General features: G+C 56.2%; 23 protein-coding genes. 6 read left to right on the forward strand and 17 right to left on the reverse strand.

Translation table 11 applies throughout. The features are described 5' to 3' along the window. The first annotated feature begins 35 nt into the window (after nucleotides 1-35). On the forward strand, nucleotides 36-755 hold the full coding sequence (locus tag LGM20_RS03885; protein ID WP_044524707.1) for a YggN family protein: 720 nt from the start codon (nucleotides 36-38) through the stop codon (nucleotides 753-755). A gap of 110 nt (nucleotides 756-865) precedes the next feature. Next, nucleotides 866-1,873 carry a DUF1202 family protein gene (locus tag LGM20_RS03890; RefSeq protein ID WP_044524706.1) on the forward strand — a complete coding sequence of 336 codons (1,008 nt, stop codon included), beginning with the start codon at nucleotides 866-868 and terminating at the stop codon, nucleotides 1,871-1,873. Nucleotides 1,874-2,061: 188 nt separating this feature from the next. Here the strand turns inward: LGM20_RS03890 and LGM20_RS03895 are convergent, their stop codons facing one another. The 8 genes from LGM20_RS03895 to LGM20_RS03930 all read right to left on the reverse strand — a co-directional run bounded on the left by LGM20_RS03895 (nucleotide 2,062) and on the right by LGM20_RS03930 (nucleotide 8,513). Continuing rightward, entirely contained in the window at nucleotides 2,062-3,363 is a 1,302-nt protein-coding gene (locus tag LGM20_RS03895) for a TRAP transporter large permease (protein WP_044524704.1), read from the reverse strand. Nucleotides 3,364-3,373: 10 nt separating this feature from the next. After that, nucleotides 3,374-3,865: a TRAP transporter small permease gene (locus LGM20_RS03900; protein ID WP_044524703.1), complete on the reverse strand. Its 492-nt coding sequence runs from the start codon at nucleotides 3,863-3,865 to the stop codon at nucleotides 3,374-3,376. Nucleotides 3,866-3,911: 46 nt separating this feature from the next. Continuing rightward, a complete protein-coding gene (locus LGM20_RS03905; RefSeq protein WP_023290997.1) occupies nucleotides 3,912-4,898 on the reverse strand; it encodes a TRAP transporter substrate-binding protein in 987 nt (328 codons plus the stop codon). Between the two features lie 304 nt (nucleotides 4,899-5,202). Then, nucleotides 5,203-6,339, reverse strand: a complete 1,137-nt coding sequence (gene hemW, locus LGM20_RS03910) for a radical SAM family heme chaperone HemW (RefSeq protein ID WP_023319135.1) — start codon at nucleotides 6,337-6,339, stop codon at nucleotides 5,203-5,205. Further along, nucleotides 6,332-6,925, reverse strand: a complete 594-nt coding sequence (locus LGM20_RS03915; protein WP_023290995.1) for an XTP/dITP diphosphatase — start codon at nucleotides 6,923-6,925, stop codon at nucleotides 6,332-6,334. The genes hemW and LGM20_RS03915 overlap by 8 nt, the downstream gene beginning before the upstream one ends. Nucleotides 6,926-6,937: 12 nt before the next feature. After that, nucleotides 6,938-7,228 (reverse strand): DUF167 family protein YggU, encoded by a 291-nt coding sequence (gene yggU, locus LGM20_RS03920; protein WP_004205183.1) that lies wholly within the window; start codon nucleotides 7,226-7,228, stop codon nucleotides 6,938-6,940. Next, a complete protein-coding gene (locus LGM20_RS03925; RefSeq protein ID WP_002916613.1) occupies nucleotides 7,225-7,791 on the reverse strand; it encodes a YggT family protein in 567 nt (188 codons plus the stop codon). The genes yggU and LGM20_RS03925 overlap by 4 nt, the downstream gene beginning before the upstream one ends. A 20-nt stretch (nucleotides 7,792-7,811) precedes the next feature. After that, nucleotides 7,812-8,513, reverse strand: coding sequence for a YggS family pyridoxal phosphate-dependent enzyme (locus tag LGM20_RS03930; RefSeq protein WP_004205181.1), 702 nt, complete (start codon nucleotides 8,511-8,513; stop codon nucleotides 7,812-7,814). Nucleotides 8,514-8,529: 16 nt separating this feature from the next. On the opposite strand from LGM20_RS03930, the gene LGM20_RS03935 reads away from it, so the two are divergent. Both LGM20_RS03935 and LGM20_RS03940 read left to right on the forward strand, forming a co-directional pair. Further along, nucleotides 8,530-9,510 carry a type IV pilus twitching motility protein PilT gene (locus tag LGM20_RS03935; RefSeq protein ID WP_044524702.1) on the forward strand — a complete coding sequence of 327 codons (981 nt, stop codon included), beginning with the start codon at nucleotides 8,530-8,532 and terminating at the stop codon, nucleotides 9,508-9,510. 348 nt (nucleotides 9,511-9,858) lie between these two features. Then, nucleotides 9,859-10,512, forward strand: coding sequence for a LuxR C-terminal-related transcriptional regulator (locus LGM20_RS03940; RefSeq protein WP_044524701.1), 654 nt, complete (start codon nucleotides 9,859-9,861; stop codon nucleotides 10,510-10,512). A gap of 51 nt (nucleotides 10,513-10,563) precedes the next feature. On the opposite strand, the gene ruvX is transcribed toward LGM20_RS03940, so the two are convergent. The 9 genes from ruvX to LGM20_RS03985 all read right to left on the reverse strand — a co-directional run bounded on the left by ruvX (nucleotide 10,564) and on the right by LGM20_RS03985 (nucleotide 18,140). Beyond that, on the reverse strand, nucleotides 10,564-10,980 hold the full coding sequence (gene ruvX / locus LGM20_RS03945) for a Holliday junction resolvase RuvX (RefSeq protein ID WP_004205178.1): 417 nt from the start codon (nucleotides 10,978-10,980) through the stop codon (nucleotides 10,564-10,566). Then, complete coding sequence (locus LGM20_RS03950; RefSeq protein ID WP_002916603.1) at nucleotides 10,980-11,543, reverse strand: YqgE/AlgH family protein; 564 nt, start codon at nucleotides 11,541-11,543, stop codon at nucleotides 10,980-10,982. The genes ruvX and LGM20_RS03950 overlap by 1 nt, the downstream gene beginning before the upstream one ends. 174 nt (nucleotides 11,544-11,717) lie before the next feature. After that, nucleotides 11,718-12,668: a glutathione synthase gene (gene gshB, locus LGM20_RS03955; RefSeq protein WP_044524700.1), complete on the reverse strand. Its 951-nt coding sequence runs from the start codon at nucleotides 12,666-12,668 to the stop codon at nucleotides 11,718-11,720. 20 nt (nucleotides 12,669-12,688) lie between these two features. Then, nucleotides 12,689-13,420, reverse strand: coding sequence for a 16S rRNA (uracil(1498)-N(3))-methyltransferase (gene rsmE, locus LGM20_RS03960; RefSeq protein ID WP_023290991.1), 732 nt, complete (start codon nucleotides 13,418-13,420; stop codon nucleotides 12,689-12,691). Between the two features lie 91 nt (nucleotides 13,421-13,511). Continuing rightward, nucleotides 13,512-14,219 carry a deoxyribonuclease I gene (gene endA, locus LGM20_RS03965; RefSeq protein WP_032454045.1) on the reverse strand — a complete coding sequence of 236 codons (708 nt, stop codon included), beginning with the start codon at nucleotides 14,217-14,219 and terminating at the stop codon, nucleotides 13,512-13,514. A 94-nt stretch (nucleotides 14,220-14,313) separates the two neighbouring features. Next, on the reverse strand, nucleotides 14,314-14,814 hold the full coding sequence (locus LGM20_RS03970; protein ID WP_044524699.1) for a SprT family zinc-dependent metalloprotease: 501 nt from the start codon (nucleotides 14,812-14,814) through the stop codon (nucleotides 14,314-14,316). A gap of 77 nt (nucleotides 14,815-14,891) precedes the next feature. After that, entirely contained in the window at nucleotides 14,892-16,286 is a 1,395-nt protein-coding gene (locus LGM20_RS03975) for a sugar porter family MFS transporter (protein WP_004205171.1), read from the reverse strand. A gap of 381 nt (nucleotides 16,287-16,667) precedes the next feature. After that, nucleotides 16,668-17,822 (reverse strand): methionine adenosyltransferase, encoded by a 1,155-nt coding sequence (gene metK / locus LGM20_RS03980; protein WP_004205170.1) that lies wholly within the window; start codon nucleotides 17,820-17,822, stop codon nucleotides 16,668-16,670. 159 nt (nucleotides 17,823-17,981) lie between these two features. Continuing rightward, the gene (locus LGM20_RS03985; protein ID WP_032428987.1) at nucleotides 17,982-18,140 is read right to left on the reverse strand and encodes a hypothetical protein; all 159 of its coding nucleotides are present in this window, start codon (nucleotides 18,138-18,140) and stop codon (nucleotides 17,982-17,984) included. 148 nt (nucleotides 18,141-18,288) lie between these two features. Here LGM20_RS03985 and LGM20_RS26685 point away from each other — a divergent pair, with 148 nt between their 5' ends. Then, complete coding sequence (locus LGM20_RS26685) at nucleotides 18,289-18,438, forward strand: hypothetical protein (RefSeq protein WP_418272254.1); 150 nt, start codon at nucleotides 18,289-18,291, stop codon at nucleotides 18,436-18,438. An 84-nt stretch (nucleotides 18,439-18,522) separates the two neighbouring features. Beyond that, nucleotides 18,523-18,654 carry an acid stress response protein YqgB gene (yqgB, locus tag LGM20_RS03995; protein ID WP_002916578.1) on the forward strand — a complete coding sequence of 44 codons (132 nt, stop codon included), beginning with the start codon at nucleotides 18,523-18,525 and terminating at the stop codon, nucleotides 18,652-18,654. The last annotated feature ends 4 nt before the right edge of the window (nucleotides 18,655-18,658 follow it).

Below are 18,658 nucleotides of genomic sequence, written 5' to 3' on the forward strand. Positions count from 1 at the left end.
GCAACTGCCGGCCCGTTTTGTCTTAAGGGAGTTTTATGATGCGTAAAACGCTGCTGGCGGTGGCGCTCTCCGTCACCGCTTTGTCTGCCCATGCAGACTACCAGTGTAGCGTCACGCCGCGTGACGATGTGATCCTCACCCCGCAGCAGGTCCAGGTGAAAGGGGAAAATGGCAATCTGGTGATCAAACCGGACGGTAACCTGACCTTTAACGGCAAGGCCTATGCCCTCAGCGCCGCCCAGCGCGAGCAGGCCCAGGATTATCAGGCCGGTCTGCGCAGCAGCCTGCCGTGGATTGACGAAGGCGCGCGTTCGCGAGTCGAAAAAGGCCGCAAGGCGCTGGATAAAATCATTACCGAACAGGTCGGCGCCGACAGCAGTATGCACGGTCGTCTGACTAAGCTGGACGCGCAGCTGAAAGAACAGATGAACCGCATCATTGAGCGCCGCAGCGATGGCCTGATCTTCCACTATAAAGCCATCGACCAGGTGCGCGCCGACGGCCAGCAGCTGGTGAATCAGGCGATGGGCGGCATTCTGCAGGACAGCATTAACGAGATGGGGGCGAAAGCGGTGCTCAAAGGCGGCGGCAACCCGCTGCAGGGCATTCTCGGCAGCCTCGGCGGTCTGCAAACCGCGATTCAGGACGAGTGGAAAAACCAGGAGGCCGATTTCCAGCAGTTTGGTAAAGACGTCTGCAGCCGAGTGGTCTCCCTTGAGGACAGCCGCAAAGCGCTGGTGGGCTCGTTAAAGTAAGTTACATCCCGCTACCTGCGTCCGCAGGTAGCAAAATCAGATTTCATTTATCCTGCCTGCGGTGGCGAACGCCTTATGATGCCTGCTGTATTCATAAAAGGAATTTGCTGATGAAAGAGGCATGGAAAACGCTCACCGTCCTGATGATCGCTTCCCCTTGTTACGTGCTGGCGGATGCCAACACGCCAACAGACGACGTGGTGAAAAAGCAGTTTGCTGAACAGACTGGCGGGATTATGCGCTTGCAAAGTGTGACGCTAAAGCAGCTCGACGCCCGGGGAAATCAGGCGACCTATATGCTGGAAGGCGATATGGCCGCCGCGGAAGATCTCTATATTTGCGTCGGCGTCGCGGGAGATTACTTTTTTTATGAGCGAGTCTGGACCAGGGGGCGGCCGGTAAAGTTCTCCGCCATGATGACCGCGGTAGGGACCAAAGACTCCGGCTGGCAGACCGAATTCTTTTCGCTGCAAATGGCGGCGAAGAGGGGCGGGAGAACCTTGAAGGAAATCGGAGGGGATGAAAGTAAAAACCTGATCGTTAATGACCACAAATTTATGGCGCAATTTGCCAAAATTAACGCCAGCTTTGCCGCCAGCAAAGCCACGATGAAGACGTTGCAAGGGCAACAGGATGCGCTGAAAACCGAGATCGCCGCGTTAGAGGAGCAGATTAACCGTTCATGGGGTACGGATGCGAACGGCAAGACGCTCGATCGCAGCGACGTGCAGCAGGCGATGCTGGAAAAAATGTATGAAGTAGATCGGCAAAACGATCCGCTGAAATTCGAGAATCATTACTACAAAACTATCTATGAACCCGCCCTGGCCGCCTGTCAGAAAAAAGCGGTTTGCGATGCCGGGCCGCTGCGCGCCGAGCGCGATGCTGTGCTGAATGAGCAGAAGCGTAACTATTATCGCCAGCATAAAGAGATGAGTGAAAATATCAAAGCGGAGATGGCCGCGCGCGATAAAAAGATAGCGCCGCTGCAGAAGCAAAAAGGCGAACTGAGCGCTCAGCTGATGGCGCTGGAGATACGCTATCGGGATTTGGCTCGCGACGAAAAATACTGGCAGGAGGGGCTGGAGAAGATGCGCCGCGACGGGGTCCTTAAGTAGCCGAATCAGGTTCGGAATGGCCCGGCTGCGCCTGGCGGGTATAGGCTTGTCGGATGACACAATGTTCTGATATTGAAGATTTTTGCCTGACGGGCAGGGCGCTAAGCGCCGCCCGGGCAGAAGCGTTAGCACGGGGGCTAACGCTCGTTTTTCCTCAGGGAGGAGAGCCCCTTCTCCTGGGCAAAACCCTACATCAGCCCCAGCAGCTGTGGAATAAACAGCGAGATCGGCGGGATATAAACAATCATCATCAGCGCGATCAGCAGGGCGGCGTAGAACGGCAGCAACGGTTTGATGAGCCGCTGAATTTTCACTCCTGAAATGGAGCAGCCGACAAACAGCGCGCTGCCTACCGGTGGGGTCAGCAGGCCGATGCACAGGTTAGCGACCATCATGATGCCGAAATGAACCGGGTTCATGCCCAAATCCTCAGCAATGGGCAGAAATATCGGCGTGAAAATCAGCACCGCAGGGGTCATATCCATAAAAATGCCGACGATTAGCAGCACGATATTTATCAACAGCAGGATCACCACCGGGTTTTCCGACACCCCCATTAGCGCATCGCTTATCATGTAGGGAATGTCGGCGTTGGTCATCGCCCACGACATGCCCACCGAAAAGCCAATCAGCAGCAGCACAATAGAGGTCATGACTACCGATTCCAGAATCAGCTTCGGCAGATCGCGCCACTTCACTTCCCGATAGATCAGTACCGACAGGATAAAGGTGTAGACCACGGCGATGGCAGAGGCTTCCGTCGCGGTAAAAATGCCGCCAAGGATCCCGCCCATCACAATGATGACCAGCAGCAGGCTGGGCAGAGCATCGAAAAAGGCCTTTGCCGCCTGGGCGCAGGTCGGCCGTTCGGAAACCGGATAGCCGCGGCGTTTAGCGATGCAGCCGCAGACCAGCATAATAGCCAGGCCCATCAGGATGCCCGGCAAATAGCCGGCCATAAACAGCGAGGCTACCGAGACGCCGCCTGCGGTCAGGGAAAAGACGATCAGGACGTTTGACGGCGGAATAAGCAGACCCGTGATGCAGGATGAGACGTTTACCGCTGTGGAAAAGGTCGGATCGTAGCCTTTCTGCGTCTGAATGGGATTCAGCGTCCCGCCTACCGCCGCGGCGGCGGCGACGGCTGAACCGGAAATCGAGCCGAACATCATATTGGCCAGCACGTTGACGTGGCCCAGAGAGCCCGGCACGCGTCCGACCATCACCTGCGCAAGATTGATTAAACGTATGGCAATCCCGCCGCTGTTCATCAGGGTTCCGGCAAAGATAAAAAAGGGGATGGCCAGCAGCGCGAAGTTATCAAGCCCGTTCGCCAGGCGTTGAGACACGGTAATCACCGCGATATCCCAGGGAAACATCAGCAGCATCGAACCAACGGTAGCGATACCGATGGCGAAGGAGATGGGAACGCCAATACAAACCAGAATAAAGAAAGCGCCAAACAGCGTCAGTGCAATATAGCTATCCATGAGTTGCTCCTTATTCTGCATGTTTGATGTTTTTCAGGCCGTTACTGATAAAACACAATGCGTAAAACATCATCATGATGCCGGTGAGCGGCAGGATCAGATACACGTAGCCCATGGGGATCTGCATCGCGGCTGAGACCTGGGCGGTCGACAGCGTTTTTGCAATCAGTTTTACGCCGCCGGTCACAATCACTGCGCCGGCAAACAGCAGGATCAGCAGGTTAATGATGACGCTGAAAAGCGCCTGCCTGCGGGGAGAGAGCGTCATGGTGAGTAAATCAATCGCCAGGTGACGCTGGGCGCCGACGGTATAGGCCGCGCCCAGTAGCCCGACCCAGATCATTAAGAAGCGCGCCAGCTCGTCGGTCAGGGTGCTTGGCTGGTTGAGCACGTAGCGGCTAAATACCTGCCAGACGACGCAGACAACCAGCGCAATCATTACAGCGACAGAGAAGGCGGCGATGGTGCGGTCCACCGCCAGCTTAATGCGGTTAAGTATCATCGTTGATGTCCTGGTGCAAACGGGCCAGCGGCCGGCCCGTTAAAGGTTATTCCGCGGCAGCTTCAAATTTGGCCAGCAGGGCGGCCTGGCTGGGATCTTTTTTAAAGTCATCGTATAGCGGCTGCACGGCGGCGCGGAACGGCGCTTTATCTACTTTGACTATTTCTCCGCCCAGGGCTTTGGCCTGCGCGCGGGTATCGGCATCGATCTTCCGCCACAGCTGTTGCTGATAAATCTCTGAGGCTTTCGCCGCTTTGATCAGAATGTGCTGCTGATCCGGCGTCAGCTTGTCCCAGGTTTTGCTGGAGATAACGAGGAAGTCAGGGATGGAGGCGTGCTCATCTTCAGAGAATACTTTCGCGATTTCGATATGGCGCGTCTGCACCCAGGAGGGAACGTTATTTTCCGCGCCGTCCACCACCCCCTGCTGCATGGCGGTATAAACTTCACCGAAGGAGATGGGGGTCGGGGAACCGCCCATTAATTCGACCATTTTTAACGTTGTCGGACTGGCCTGGACGCGGATCTTCAGTCCTTTTAAATCTTCCGGTTTAGTAATGGGCTTTTTGGCATAAAAGCTTCGCGTCCCGGCGACATAAGCGGAAAGGGCAAAGAATCCTTTCTCTTTCGTCGAGTTCATTATTTCCTTGCCCACCTCGCCGAAGACGACTTTATTGAAGTGATTCTGGTCGTTAAACAGGAAGGGTAAATTATAAATGGCGTAAATATTATCGAAGGACTCCAGATCGCTGGCGGAACCTTTGGTCATATCCAGCGCGCCGTTTTGTAATAACTCCATGGTCTCGCGCGCGCTGCCCATCTGACTACTGGGGTAAATACGAATCTTCATCTTACCGTCAGAAAGCTGGTTTACCTCTCTGGACATCTCCTCCAGCGCCTGATGCACCACATGGCTGCGCTCAAGGTTATGAGCCAGTTTTAACGTGACTTTTTCAGCCGCGACGGCCCCTGCGGAGAGTAGGGCCAGCAAAGCTATACCTACCAGAGAACGAGAAAAAGGGTATTTTTTCATGAGTTGGCTCCATGCACTTGGGATAATTGGTCAATATCTTTAGCATCATGCTTTATTTCTGTATGACATATTATCTTTGTTGTCGTACATCTTTAAGCTACCTGACTCACACTTTCTGGCAATGAGGTAAGGAAATAACCGATCTTATTGCTGGATTGATATTTGGCTTGTATTAATTAATGCAAATTAATTTAAGGGTGGAATATTTAATAAGAATGAATCGGATATAATAAGGTATATATGGCGGAGGAATCGAGTTATTCCCATTCCCGCACTCTGCCTGGCGGGAATGGGATAACGATATTTATTCGCTAAGGAATAGTTCGAGAAGAGAATTTAAAAACAGCTTTCCATGCTCGGTGATCTGCCAGTTCTGCTCGTCTTCCTGCAGATAGCCCTGAGCTATCGCCGCGTCCAGCTGCGGACGGATCGCCGCTTCATCAAGACCGGTATAACGGCGGAATTCCGCGCGCGGCGCGGCCTCCAGCAGGCGAAAACGGTTCATAAAGAACTCAAACGGTTTATCCGCCTCTTCCACATCATGCTGACGTTCGAGGTAGCGGCCTTCCATATAGCCGCGCGGGTGGCGGGTTTTGGCGGTACGCAGAATGCGCCCGTCCGGGAAGGTTATCTTGCCGTGCGCGCCGCAGCCGATGCCAAGGTAGTCGCCAAAGCGCCAGTAGTTGAGATTATGCTGACACTGATAGCCCGGTTTGGCGTAAGCGGAAGTCTCGTACTGCTGGTAGCCGGCGGCGCTCAGCAGCTGATGCCCCTGCTCGAAAATATCCCATAGCGCGTCGTCATCCGGCAGCACCGGCGGCCGGGAGCCGAACAAGGTGTTCGGCTCAATGGTCAGCTGGTACCACGAGAGATGCGGCGGGTTGAGAGCAATGGCCTGACGCAGATCGTCCAGCGCCTCCTCCAGAGACTGGTCCGGCAAACCGTGCATCAGGTCGAGATTGAAACTGCGCAGGCCCAGGCCGCTGGCGAGGCGTGCCGCGCGTTTGGCCTCTTCCGGGCCGTGGATCCGCCCCAGCCGCTGCAGCTTCGGTTCGCTAAAGCTTTGTACGCCGATGGAGATGCGATTCACCCCGGCGCGCTGGTAATCCACGAAGCGATCGGCCTCCACGGTGCCCGGGTTGGCTTCCATGGTGATTTCCGCCCCGGCGGCCAGCGGCAGGCAGGCGCGGACGCCATCGAGCAGGGTTTGCATGGCCGGGCCGGACAGCAGGCTCGGCGTACCGCCGCCGATAAAAATGGTGCCTATTTCCCGTCCCTGGGCATACTGCGCATCGGCCCGCAGATCGTTCAGCAGATGCTGGACGTAGTCATCGTGCGGCACTTCGCCTTTCAGCGCATGCGAATTAAAGTCGCAGTACGGGCATTTCTGCACGCACCAGGGAATATGGATATAGAGACTCAGCGGCGGCAAATTAGCCATTACGTAATGCTTCCAGTAACAGTTTCAGCGCCTGCCCGCGATGGGAAATAGCGCTCTTTTCTTCACGGCTCAGTTCGGCCGCAGTTTTTCCTTCTGACGGGACGAAGAAGATCGGGTCGTAGCCGAAACCGCCCTGACCCGCGGCTTTCCGGGCGATCACCCCAGGCCAGCTGCCGTGGCACACCAGCGGCGTGGGATCCTCGGCATGGCGCAGATAGACCAGTACGCAGTGGAATTGCGCCTGGCGCTGGTCGTCCGGCACGTCCTGCAGGGCGTCGAGCAGTTTCTCAAGGTTCTGCTGGTCGCTGGCGTCGACGCCGGCATAGCGGGCGGAGTAGATGCCCGGCGCGCCGCCCAGGGCATCGACGGCCAGACCGGAATCGTCGGCGATAGCCGGCAGGCCGGTGATCTGCGCCGCATGACGCGCCTTCAGAATCGCATTTTCAATAAAGGTCAGGCCGGTCTCTTCCGCAGACTCGACGCCCAGCTCGGTCTGAGCGACGATATCGAGACCAAAATCTTCCAGCAGCGAGGCCAGTTCGCGCACTTTACCGGCGTTGCCGGTAGCGAGGACGACTTTTTGCATGATGAATCCTGTTTATTCAGTTAGCGCCGCGACCGCAGTCGGGATCTGTTGTGGGGCGATGATTTTAACTTGCTTATGGCGGCCCAGCTCGCCTTTTTCAATCAGTACCTGGCTTTTGGCGACGCGGAACTGTTTGGCGAGAAATTTAACCAGATGGGCATTGGCCTGGCCATCAACGGGCGGGGCGGTAATGGCGACTTTGAGCTCGTCGCCATGCACGCCCACGATGCTGTCGCGGCTGGCCTTCGGCTGAATATACAGCCTCAGCACCAGCCCGTCAGCGCAGCTTTCAACGGCACTCATAGCGCCATCCACAGCCCCGGCAGCAGTACGTTACCGGTGGCCTGCAGCACCTCGGCGATACCCATATTGATCACGTACAGCAGCAGCACCAGCACCATCGGCGAGAAATCGATACCGCCCATCGACGGCAGCAGGTTGCGGATAGGGCGCAGCAGCGGGTCCGCCAGCTGCATCAGCACATACTCCACCGGGCTGCGTCCCTGGCTGACCCAGCTCATGATCGCCATCAGCAGGAGCACCCAGAAGATCAGCGAGCCGATGGTTTTCAGCAGAATAAGCAGGGCGGAGATCCAGATGATCGGCTGGAAGGTGATCACCATAAACAGTACGATCGCTTTGATGACGCAGAGGATGAATGCCACCAGCAGCGAGGCGCTGTCAATCGGCCCCATTGCCGGGATAATCCGGCGCAGCGGCCCGACAATCGGCTGCGTGGCCTTTACCACAAACTGCGAAAACGGGTTGTAAAAGTCGCAGCGCGCCCACTGCATCCAGACGCGTAACAACACGACCATCGTGTAAAGCTCAATGACCGTTGAAAGCAGGAAAGTCAACGTCTTCATGGCGTTCCTCAGATTCCTTATTATTTGCTGTAGTCGCGCGCACCAAAAATGGCCGTGCCGATGCGCACCATTGTGCTTCCCGCCGCGATAGCGGCTTCCATATCGTCCGACATTCCCAGAGACAACGTATCGACCGTGGGGTACCGCGTTTTTAACCGCGCAAATGCTACCGCCATTTGCTGGGCGACGGCAAACTGCCTTACATATTCTGACTCAGGCGCGGGGATCGCCATCAGGCCGCGCAGCTCCAGATGAGGTAACTCAGCGATCTCCGCCGCCAAGGCATCGAGCGCTTCCAGCGGGATGCCGGATTTACTCTGCTCATCGCTAATGTTGATTTGAATCAGTACCTTCAGCGGCGGTAAATGCGCCGGGCGCTGCTCGTTCAGGCGGGTGGCGATTTTCAACCGATCGACGGTGTGGCACCAGTCAAAATGTTCGGCCACCAGCCGGCTTTTGTTGGACTGCAGGGGGCCAATAAAGTGCCACTGCAGACCGCTGACGCCTGCCTGCTGGAAATGGTTAATCTTCTCCACGCCCTCCTGGACGTAGTTTTCACCAAATGCCCGCTGGCCTGCCGCGATGGCTTCTTCGATCGCGCTCGCAGGTTTCGTTTTACTCACTGCAAGCAATGTCACTTCTTCTGGCGCACGCCCGCAACGGGCGGCGGCACCGGAGATTTTGTCCCGGACCTGTGCCAGGTTATGCGCAATATCGTTCATATTCCGAGGATGAGTTATGAAGCTGGAAGAAATCGTAGCCCTTAGTGTAAAGCATAATGTCTCCGATCTACACCTGTGCAATTCCGCCGCACCGCGCTGGCGGCGGCAGGGCAAGCTGGAGTCCGCTCCCTTTCCCGCGCCGGATATCGCGGATTTACTCAACGACTGGCTCGATGCCGCACAGTTCCAGCACTGGCAGGAGCACGGCCAGATTGACTTTGCGCTGACTCTGGCCTGCGGTTCGCGGCTACGCGCCAGCGCTTTCGCCCATACGCGCGGAATATCGCTGGTGCTGCGTCTGCTGCCCGTCCAGTGCCCGCGTCTGGAGACGCTGGGCGCGCCGCCTGCGCTAAGCGAGCTGCTGGCGGAAGAGAGTGGCCTGCTGCTGGTCACCGGGGCGACGGGCAGCGGCAAGTCGACTACCCTGGCGGCGATGGTCGGGCATCTCAACCAGCATCTTGATGGCCATATTCTGACGTTGGAGGATCCGGTGGAGTTTATTCATCACAGCGAGCGCTGCCTGATCCAGCAGCGGGAGATTGGCCGTCACTGTCCTTCGTTCTCCGCGGCGCTTCGGGTGGCGCTGCGCCAGGATCCGGATGTGATCCTGCTTGGGGAGTTACGCGACAGCGAAACCATCCGTCTGGCGTTGACGGCTGCGGAAACCGGGCATCTGGTGATGGCGACATTACACACCCGCGGCGCGGCGCCGGCGGTGGAGAGATTGATCGATGTCTTTCCGGCAGAGGAGAAAGATCAGGTTCGGAGTCAGCTGGCCGGAAGCCTGTGCGCGGTGCTGGCGCAAAAATTATTACCCGCACGTCAGGGCGGCAGAGTTGCGCTATACGAGCTTCTGGTCAATACGCCGGCGGTGGCGAATTTGATCCGCGAAGGAAAAGTGCACCAGCTGCCCGGTGTTATGCAGACCGGGATGCAGGCCGGAATGCTGACATTTACCCAGAGTTTTCAGCAACGTGTGGCCGCAGGCCAGCTGTAAGGGGGGCGTGAAGCGGGTTGGGTGGTTAAAATGATGTGTTAACTGAATGTTTAAATGCTGTTTCTGGATATTATTTGATAATACAAATAATCTTTCTGAATAAATTCAAATAAGACATTCAGCTAAGATATTTCGACAGTGAATACGCATTTCCAGGAAAAAAGTTTGATTACCTTTTGACAGCTTTGCGGTATTCGATTTATGCTGTTTACGGGAATAGGATGATTCTCATGGAATAACGTTTCAATTTGTAAATTGCTAAGGCTATTTATAAATTCATGACTGATTGTATATTTTTTTACTCATTTAACCACCATGATGGTGGATAGCAGCTAAGGAGAGTTTTAAGTGATTAATTTAAATGGAAATTCATCATCTTCTCGTCAGGTTACATTTATTACCCACCCTTCAATCCAGAGTAAAGCCTTTGCCAGCTATCTCAGCGAAACCCTGATGGCACCGGTAGTTTTACAAAATATTAATAAACCGCTGGCGCAGCGTCTGGCGAAAGACTCTGTAATATTATTTGATATCGCCGTTTCAAATAAGAAATTAAACGGGGTGTGGCGAGATATTATTCGGCTGCAGTTAGATAATCCCCGCTTGCTGATTATCAACAGCGCGCAAAAGTATGAGTTATACGAAATGGCGCAGTGGCCGGCTTTATATGGCGTGTTCCGCCATGACGATGATGAATCGCGCTTAATTGAGGGCGTCAAGGCCGTGCTGAACGGCGAACAGACGGCTGAATTGAGCGTGATGCACCCGGCGATGTACGCTGCGGACCATACATCGGCGCCGGTTGAAAACTCGCCGCTGACCGAACGAGAATGCGAGATCCTCAACGAACTGCGCTGCGGCGCGACCAACCTGGATATTGCCCGCGCGCTGTTTATCAGCGAGAACACGGTGCGGACGCACCTGTATAACGTGTTCCGTAAGCTGAGCGTTAAGAATCGCACCCAGGCGGTGAGCTGGGCTAACGAACATCTGCGCCACTAGGCGGGAGGATGTGCGCCGTTAGCGGTTCGCCGGCGGCGCAGAAGACAGAGCTTAAAAGCTCTGCTCGAAGTAGCTTTCCAGAATGACCACCGCAGAGGCCGAATCGACGCTGCCTTTATTCAGCGCCCGATAGCCGCCGTGTTCGAACAGGCCCGCCCGGGCCTCAACCGTACTCAGACGTTCATCGTGGAGAAGGATCGCGACGCCAAAGCGGCCATGAATTTTATTGGCGAAATTACGTGCGCGCGCCGTCAACGGTTGCTCGGTGCCGTCCATATTCAGCGGCAGGCCGACGATCACCGCCTCAGGCTGCCACTCCTTAAGCAGTTTTTCGATGATATTCCAGTCCGGTTTACCGTCCTGCGCCTTCAGCGCCGGCAGTGGCCGGGCGGTGGCGGTGATGCGTTGCCCCACCGCCACACCGATGCTTTTCGTCCCGAAATCAAAGCCGAGAAAGGTTCCGCTCATCATGCATGCCCCGCGACGCCTGGCATCGTCACGATGTCGATGCCAATCAGTTTAGCCGCCTCGCGCCAGCGATCGGCGATGGGCGTACGGAAAAGAATATTCTGGTCCGCCGGGGCGGTGAGCCAGGCATTATCTAAAATCTCCTGCTCCAGCTGCCCTTTCTCCCACGAGGAGTAGCCCAGCGCAACCAGCACGTTGCCCGGCTGCCGGTCGGTGCCTAAGGTTTCGAGGACATCCCGCGAGGTGGTGATCACCGTGTTATCCGAGATACGGATGCTTGAGGAAAAGTCAGAGGGCGGGGTATGTAAAATAAAGCCGCGGTCTTCCGCCAGCGGGCCGCCCAGCATCACCGGTTTATCCAGGCGGATCTCCGGATTACGCGGCTCCGGGACAATTTTGAGCTTCTCAAGGATCCCTTCCACCTGCAGATTTTCCAGCGGCTTATTGATAATAATGCCCATGGCACCCTCGTCGTTATACTCGCAGATATAGACCACGGAGCGGCGGAAAATGGGGTCCTGAAGCGCAGGCATGGCAATCAGAAAGTGATGCTGTAAATTCATTGTCAGAGGTTCTGTTCCTGGTTCAAAAAGCAACACCCAGTATGCGGGCAAAGTAGAATGGTGTCGATGCACTTTATCTGGCAGGCGCCTGAGCGGCGCCTGGCTGGAAGGGTTTCACCAGCGCGGCGATCCGCGCTCGCTGTGCCCTGAGCGGACGTTCGTCCGCCGTAGTGCTTATCGGGCGAGACGTCTTTCAATAGCGTCCATCAGCATGCCGGTGATCGAAATATCCGGGAAGGCGGCTTCGATCTCACGTACGCAGGTGGGGCTGGTGACGTTAATTTCCGTCAGACGGTCGCCGATGATATCCAGGCCGACGAAGATAAGACCTTTGGCCTGCAGCGTCGGGCCGACGCGGCGGGCGATGTCCCAGTCGCTTTCGGTTAGCGGGCGAGCTTCGCCGCGGCCGCCGGCGGCCAGATTGCCGCGGGTCTCGCCGCCCTGCGGAATGCGCGCCAGGCAGTAAGGCACCGGCTCGCCATCCACCACCAGCACGCGCTTGTCGCCATCTTTAATGGCTGGCAGATAGTTCTGCGCCATGCAGTAGCGGCTGCCCAGCTCGGTCAGCGTCTCGGCGATAACCCCAAGGTTCGGATCGCCGGCTTTGACGCGGAAAATAGAGGCGCCGCCCATGCCGTCGAGCGGCTTCATGATGATATCGCCGTGCTTTTCCCAGAAGGCTTTCAGCTGGGCTTTATTGCGGGTGACCAGCGTTTCCGGGGTCAGCTCGGAGAACCAGGCGGTGAACAGCTTCTCGTTACAGTCGCGCAGGCTCTGCGGCTTGTTGACGATAAGCGTGCCTTTCTCTTCCGCTCGCTCCAGAATATAGGTCGCATAAATAAATTCGGTATCAAACGGCGGATCCTTACGCATCAGAATGACGTCAAGATCCGCCAGCGGCAGGTCCTGTTCGCCGGTGAAGTCATACCATTTGTCGTAGTTCTGTTCGACGCTCAGCGTGCGCGTCCGGGCGCGGGCTTCGCCGTTGATCAAATAGAGGTCGTTCATCTCCATGTAATGGAGTTCATAGCCGCGACGCTGCGCCTCCAGCAACATAGCGAAGCTGGTGTCTTTCTTGATGTTGATGGTTGCGATGGGATCCATCACGATGCCGAGCTTGATCATGGTTCTTCTCCGTTAACGCCTCAACCTAAGTCGCCAAAACGCACCTGCAGGGCGGTGATGGCGGTGAGCGCAGTAGTCTCTGTACGCAGAACGCGCGGTCCCAACAGGATATCAGTAAACTGGTATTTCGCGGTCATCGCTATCTCTTCAGCCGACAGCCCGCCTTCCGGGCCAATCAGCAGACGGACGCGTTCAACCGGCAGCGGCAGCGTGTTAATGCTGGCGCTGGCGCGCGGGTGCAGGTTGAGCTTCAGCCCGCTGTCCTGCTCGGCGCACCACTCCTCCAGCTGCATCGCCGGACGAATTTCCGGTACCACGTTACGACCGCTCTGTTCGCAGGCGGCAATAGCGATTTTCTGCCACTGCTGGATCTTTTTCTGCAAACGTTCGGCGTCCAGTTTAACGCCGCAGCGCTCGGAAAACAGTGGCGTTATGAGGCTTACCCCGAGTTCGATCGATTTCTGGATGGTGAATTCCATTTTTTCGCCGCGGGACATCACCTGGCCTAAATGGATATGCAGCGGCGATTCCCGATCGTCGGGTTCGCCACTGAGGACTTCAACTGCGACGTTTTTCTTACCGGCCTCGGTGATGACGGCGTCAAACACCTGGTTACTGCCGTCGAAGAGCTGAAGGTGCTGACCAGCGGTCATGCGCAGGACGCGGCCGACGTGGTTGGCCGCGTCATCGCTCAACGCGATCAGGCTGCCGACAATGAGGCGTTCTGGATGATGGATGCGAGGAATGCGCATGCTTGATATTCCGTTCTTTGCGCAGATGCCAGCTTCCCGCCATTGGGCGGGAAGCACAGGGCTGCAAATTAACAATTGCCGCTAGTGTAGGTTAGCTCTTTTGCGCCTGGCAAGCCTGCAGGACATACGGATTATGGTTGCCCTGTACTTTCGCGATGCGTTCATCGCGTTCACACTCCCAGGCGGTGACCGGGTACTGTTTATTCCAGGCGGTAAACAGCTGAGTTTGCTGGCGGGAAAGATTCAGCTGGTAGCGGTCGCGCATATAGAAGTAGGTGCGGGCGATGGCGCCGCGTGCGCGGGCAGGGGGCTCGGCGATTTTATCTTTAAAATCGACCTTCATGGTGCACTGGCCGTACTGGCCTTCACCGCCGTTCCACTGGCTGTACATAAAGTTGCCGCGATCGCCATTCACTTCTCCCACCGCCGGCTGCAGATTGTGCATGTCGCTTTCCATCTTGCGGTACTCCGGATCTTTGGCGCAGTTTTTACGTCCGCCCTCCTGCCAGCACTGGCGCTGATGGCCGAACTGCCACGCCGGCACCACGTGTTCCCACTCAACCCGGCTGGCGCGGTTCTCATTTTTACGCACTTTATAGCCGCAAGATTCCAGATCGATAACGCCTTTTTTACCCTGCCAGTCAATTTTACAGCCGCAGTAAAAGTCGCCGGGAACGTCGGCGTTTACTTTGACGCCAGCGGCCTTGGCCTGGGAAAAGCTGGTAATTTCGGCGGCCGCAAGCGGGCCACTCACTGCCGTGCACAATACTGCAACGGCTAAAACATGCATACGGGACATCGTTCACTCCGTGTCAAAACGAGCCCGCAACGTAGCGAATGAGGGTGCCGGATGCAATCAGTCAGATCAGAAAGTTTCTAATTAATTCCAATGGTTATTTTTCAGCCACCAGCAGATCGCCGCAGCGCACGCAGCGGTAAGTGGCTTCGCCGCGCACCACCCGGTTATGGCGACGAACGGTGAGCTGATGCTGCTGGCAGCGGCAGCGGTAGGGGAAGGTATTCTGGCGGACCGAATCAAGTTCAAAACGGTGGGTGCGACGCGCGGGAACGCCCAGGACGCTCTCCATCATCCATTTCCACTCTTTGCCGTGCGGGGCTACCCGGCCAAAGTGTTGCCACACCAGCAGGTGCGCCAGCTCATGGGGCACCACTTCATCGATAAACTCCTGCTGATTCTCCAGCAGCAGCACCGGGTTTAAACGAATTTCGTTTTTCTCCAGCCAGGCGGTGCCGGCGGAGGTACCGCGCTGCTGGTAGACCAGCGTCGGCTCCGCGTAGCGGCGTTCCAGCTTGAGGTTCGCTTTGGCGAGATGCTCCCGCAGGGTGCGCATCACGGCCTGCTGAATAGCGATGGGAATACGGGGTGTTTTCATAGCGCCAGAGGATAGTGCGGCGGAGGGGGGAGAGCAAGAGGAAGCTTCCTCCCGTGAGGGGAGGAAGCTCAGGCGGGTTAATCGCGGGCGCCGATCTCGCGCAGCGGACGACCCTGCATCAGGTTGCGTTCGATATGTTCCAGCGAGACGTTTTTGGTTTCCGGGATCAGCCACAGCGTCAGCAGGATAAACAGCACGTTCAGACCGCCGTACACCCAGAAGGTGTTGGCGCTGCCCAGCGAATTGAGCATGGTCAGGAAGGTAGCCCCGACAATCATGTTGGCAATCCAGTTGGTCGCTGTGGAGCAGGTGATACCGAAGTCGCGGCCTTTCAGCGGCTGGATTTCGGAACACAGTACCCAAATCAGCGGGCCGGCGCTCATGGCGAAACCGACGATAAACATCAGCAGCATCAGGACGGCGATGTACTGGGCGGTTGAGGAGTGAATGCCGATGTGCATCATGCTGCCCAGCACGCCCATCCCCGCGGCCATGACGATAAAGCCAAGGATCAGCGTCGGTTTACGGCCCCAGCGGTCGACCAGACCGATGGCGATAAAGGTAGCCAGCACGTTAGTCAGGCCGACGATCACCGTCCCCCACATCTGCTCGGTGGTGTTGGCATAGCCCGCCAGCTCAAAGATCTTCGGCGCGTAGTACATGATGACGTTCATCCCGGTGAACTGCTGCATCACCTGCAGCAGAATGCCGAGGAACACCGCGCGGCGGAAGTTGCTGTTGTCTTTAAACAGCGACCAGCCGGACTGTTTTACCTTCAGGCTTTCGCGGATCTCGTCGAGTTCGCGTTTCGCTTCGGCGCTGGTATCGCGCAGGCGCAGCAGCACGCGCTCGGCATCGACAAAGCGACGTTTAGCGGCGAACCAGCGCGGGCTGTCCGGCAGGAAGATAACGCCGATCAGCAGCAATACCGCCGGAATAATGATTACGCCGAGCATCCAGCGCCATGCGCCGCTGTAGCTGAAAGCGGTGTCGGAGAGGTAGGCGCCAAGAATACCGATGGTGATCATCAGCTGGTACATGGAAATCATACTGCCGCGAATTTTCTCCGGAGCGATTTCCGACAGATACAGCGGCGCGGTGTAGGAGGCGACGCCCACCGCCAGGCCCAGCAGCACGCGGGAAACCAGCAGGATCTCGACGTTTGGCGCGGCGGCGGAGAACAGAGAGCCGGCGACGAAGAGGATGGCGCCGATCATCAGGCTCTTTTTACGGCCCAGTTTGAAGGAGAGCCAGCCGCTGCCGACCGCACCGACGGCGGCGCCGAACATCATGGAGCTGACCACCCACTCCTGAGTGTGAGCGGAAATCTGGAACTCATTGGCAATAAAGGGTAACGCACCCGCAATAACACCGATATCAAGGCCGAACAGCAGGCCAGCCAGCGCGGCGAGGAAACAGACGAAGAACGTCATGGTCTTGTTTGAACGCCCTTGTTTTTTGTTGTCAGGCATAACGCCCTCCAGTTGAGTTATTGATTCTGTCGATGGTTAGCGTAGGACACTCGTCGGTAAAAAAACGTGATTATAGTCACGGCTGTGTAATCGTTTCCACAAAGGTAAAGAAACGTAATTCATTAAATGCTTTTTAAATCAGCAATATAAATAAGGATAGACGACAATTTTAAAAACGGTAATCAGAGTTAACCGAAACAATATGTAACATTGTGAAAAATGCACGCATGTGAAGGCGCTTGCAGGCAGCAATCGACCATTGTCATGATGTAATCGCTTTCATTGCATCGCCGCGGTTCGCTGAAGCAGGGCATGGGAGGGTGGGTAACGGACATAAAAAGGCCAGCGCGAGGCTGGCCTTGAAGAGTGGAAGCGGGGAGATTATTTCAGACCAGCCGCTTCGCGCAGCAGGGCCGCTTTGTCGGTTTTTTCCCATGGGAAATGTTCGCGACCAAAGTGACCGTAGGCAGCGGTTTCTTTGTAGATCGGGTGCAGCAGATCCAGCATCTGAATCAGGCCGTACGGACGCAGGTCGAAGAACTCGCGCACCAGCAGGGTCAGCTGTTCAGAAGGCACTTTTTCTGTACCAAAGGTTTCCACCATGATGGAAGTCGGCTCTGCAACGCCGATGGCGTAGGAAACCTGAATTTCGCAACGGTCAGCCAGGCCTGCGGCAACGATGTTTTTCGCCACATAGCGCGCCGCATAGGCTGCGGAACGGTCAACTTTAGACGGATCCTTACCGGAGAAGGCGCCGCCGCCGTGACGAGCCATGCCGCCGTAGGTATCGACGATGATCTTACGACCGGTCAGACCGCAGTCGCCCATCGGGCCGCCGATAACGAAACGGCCGGTTGGGTTGATGAAGAATTTAGTGGACGCGCTCAGCCATTCGGTTGGCAGAATCGGTTTGATGATCTCTTCCATCACCGCTTCCTGCAGCGATTTCTGGTCGATATCTTCCGCGTGCTGCGTGGACAGCACCACCGCGTCGATGCCGACGATTTTGCCGTCGTCATACTGGAAGGTCACCTGGCTTTTCGCATCCGGACGCAGCCACGGCAGGGTGCCGTTTTTACGTACTTCAGCCTGGCGCTGCACCAGACGGTGAGCGTAGGTCACCGGCGCCGGCATCAGCACGTCGGTTTCGTTGGTGGCGTAGCCAAACATCAGCCCCTGGTCGCCTGCGCCCTGTTCCAGCGGATCGGCACGGTCAACGCCCTGGTTGATGTCCGGAGACTGTTTACCAATGGCGCTCAGTACGGCACAGGAGTTGGCGTCAAAGCCCATATCGGAATGCACGTAGCCAATTTCGCGGACGGTGTTGCGGGTGATCTCTTCGATGTCAACCCATGCGCTGGTGGTGATTTCGCCGCCTACCAGCACCATGCCAGTTTTGACATAGGTTTCACATGCGACACGCGCTTTCGGATCCTGCTCGAGGATCGCATCCAGCACGGCATCAGAGATTTGGTCAGCAATTTTGTCAGGATGCCCTTCTGATACGGACTCAGACGTAAAAAGGTGTTTTGCCATATTTTATTTCACCTGTGGACGATTCGGATAGCTCATACTGTTGTGTAATGTGGCTTTGGTGGATAATCAGCGCAAAGCCGCGCAGGTAGCGACACGAGCAGTCTGAGTGTTAATCAGTATAGACGGATTAACTTCTGGACGGCTATTTTAGGTCAAATCTTAAGCCCATTTCCAGCCTTTTTTGATGGCGGTCGCATTTATCGGAAAACTCGCCTGGCAAATTTTCCTGACAACCGCGCAAACCTGCACATTTTTATTTTGCTTTTTACCCCGCTTCTCGGTATAAAACGCCGCGCGCGGCTCATTAAAAAAGCGCACGGGGATCTCCCCGTGGTGCCACTTCCAGCCGGGTTAAGCAGTCTGTATTTACAGAATCTCGCAACGGCATAGCGCCTGTTGCCCGGTATGTATAGCTTTGGCTTGTCGCCGACCCTGACCCAGGGCGGTGTGGAGGTGATACCAGATAATGAACCAACGTTTTTCGCTTGATTCGTCGCGTCGTTCTGTCGCGCGTCAGCACTCCGCAACCTGCATCTCTCTCATGCAAACCAGCCGATGTTCACCCCATCTCGGCGCTTCTCAGGATTCCAGGGCCGGTCGGTCGTCAGAAAACTGAACAAGGGCGCTCTTGCCTGGCAAGAGTTTTCTCGTGGTTTCTCCGGACTGTCATACTCTGTTCGGCTACGTGTTTTACGATGATATGAATAAGAAACCGGTCGCGCAGTCGCAAAACCAGCAGATAGTGCTGGGCTTTAGGACTGTTCATGGGTTGTTATCGCATCTTTGGACTGCGATAGTAGTTAACTGTCTTACACTTATTATTAAAAATTGAGGTT

Origin of the sequence: Klebsiella quasipneumoniae subsp. quasipneumoniae (genome assembly GCF_020525925.1) — a bacterium.
GTDB lineage: Bacteria > Pseudomonadota > Gammaproteobacteria > Enterobacterales > Enterobacteriaceae > Klebsiella > Klebsiella quasipneumoniae.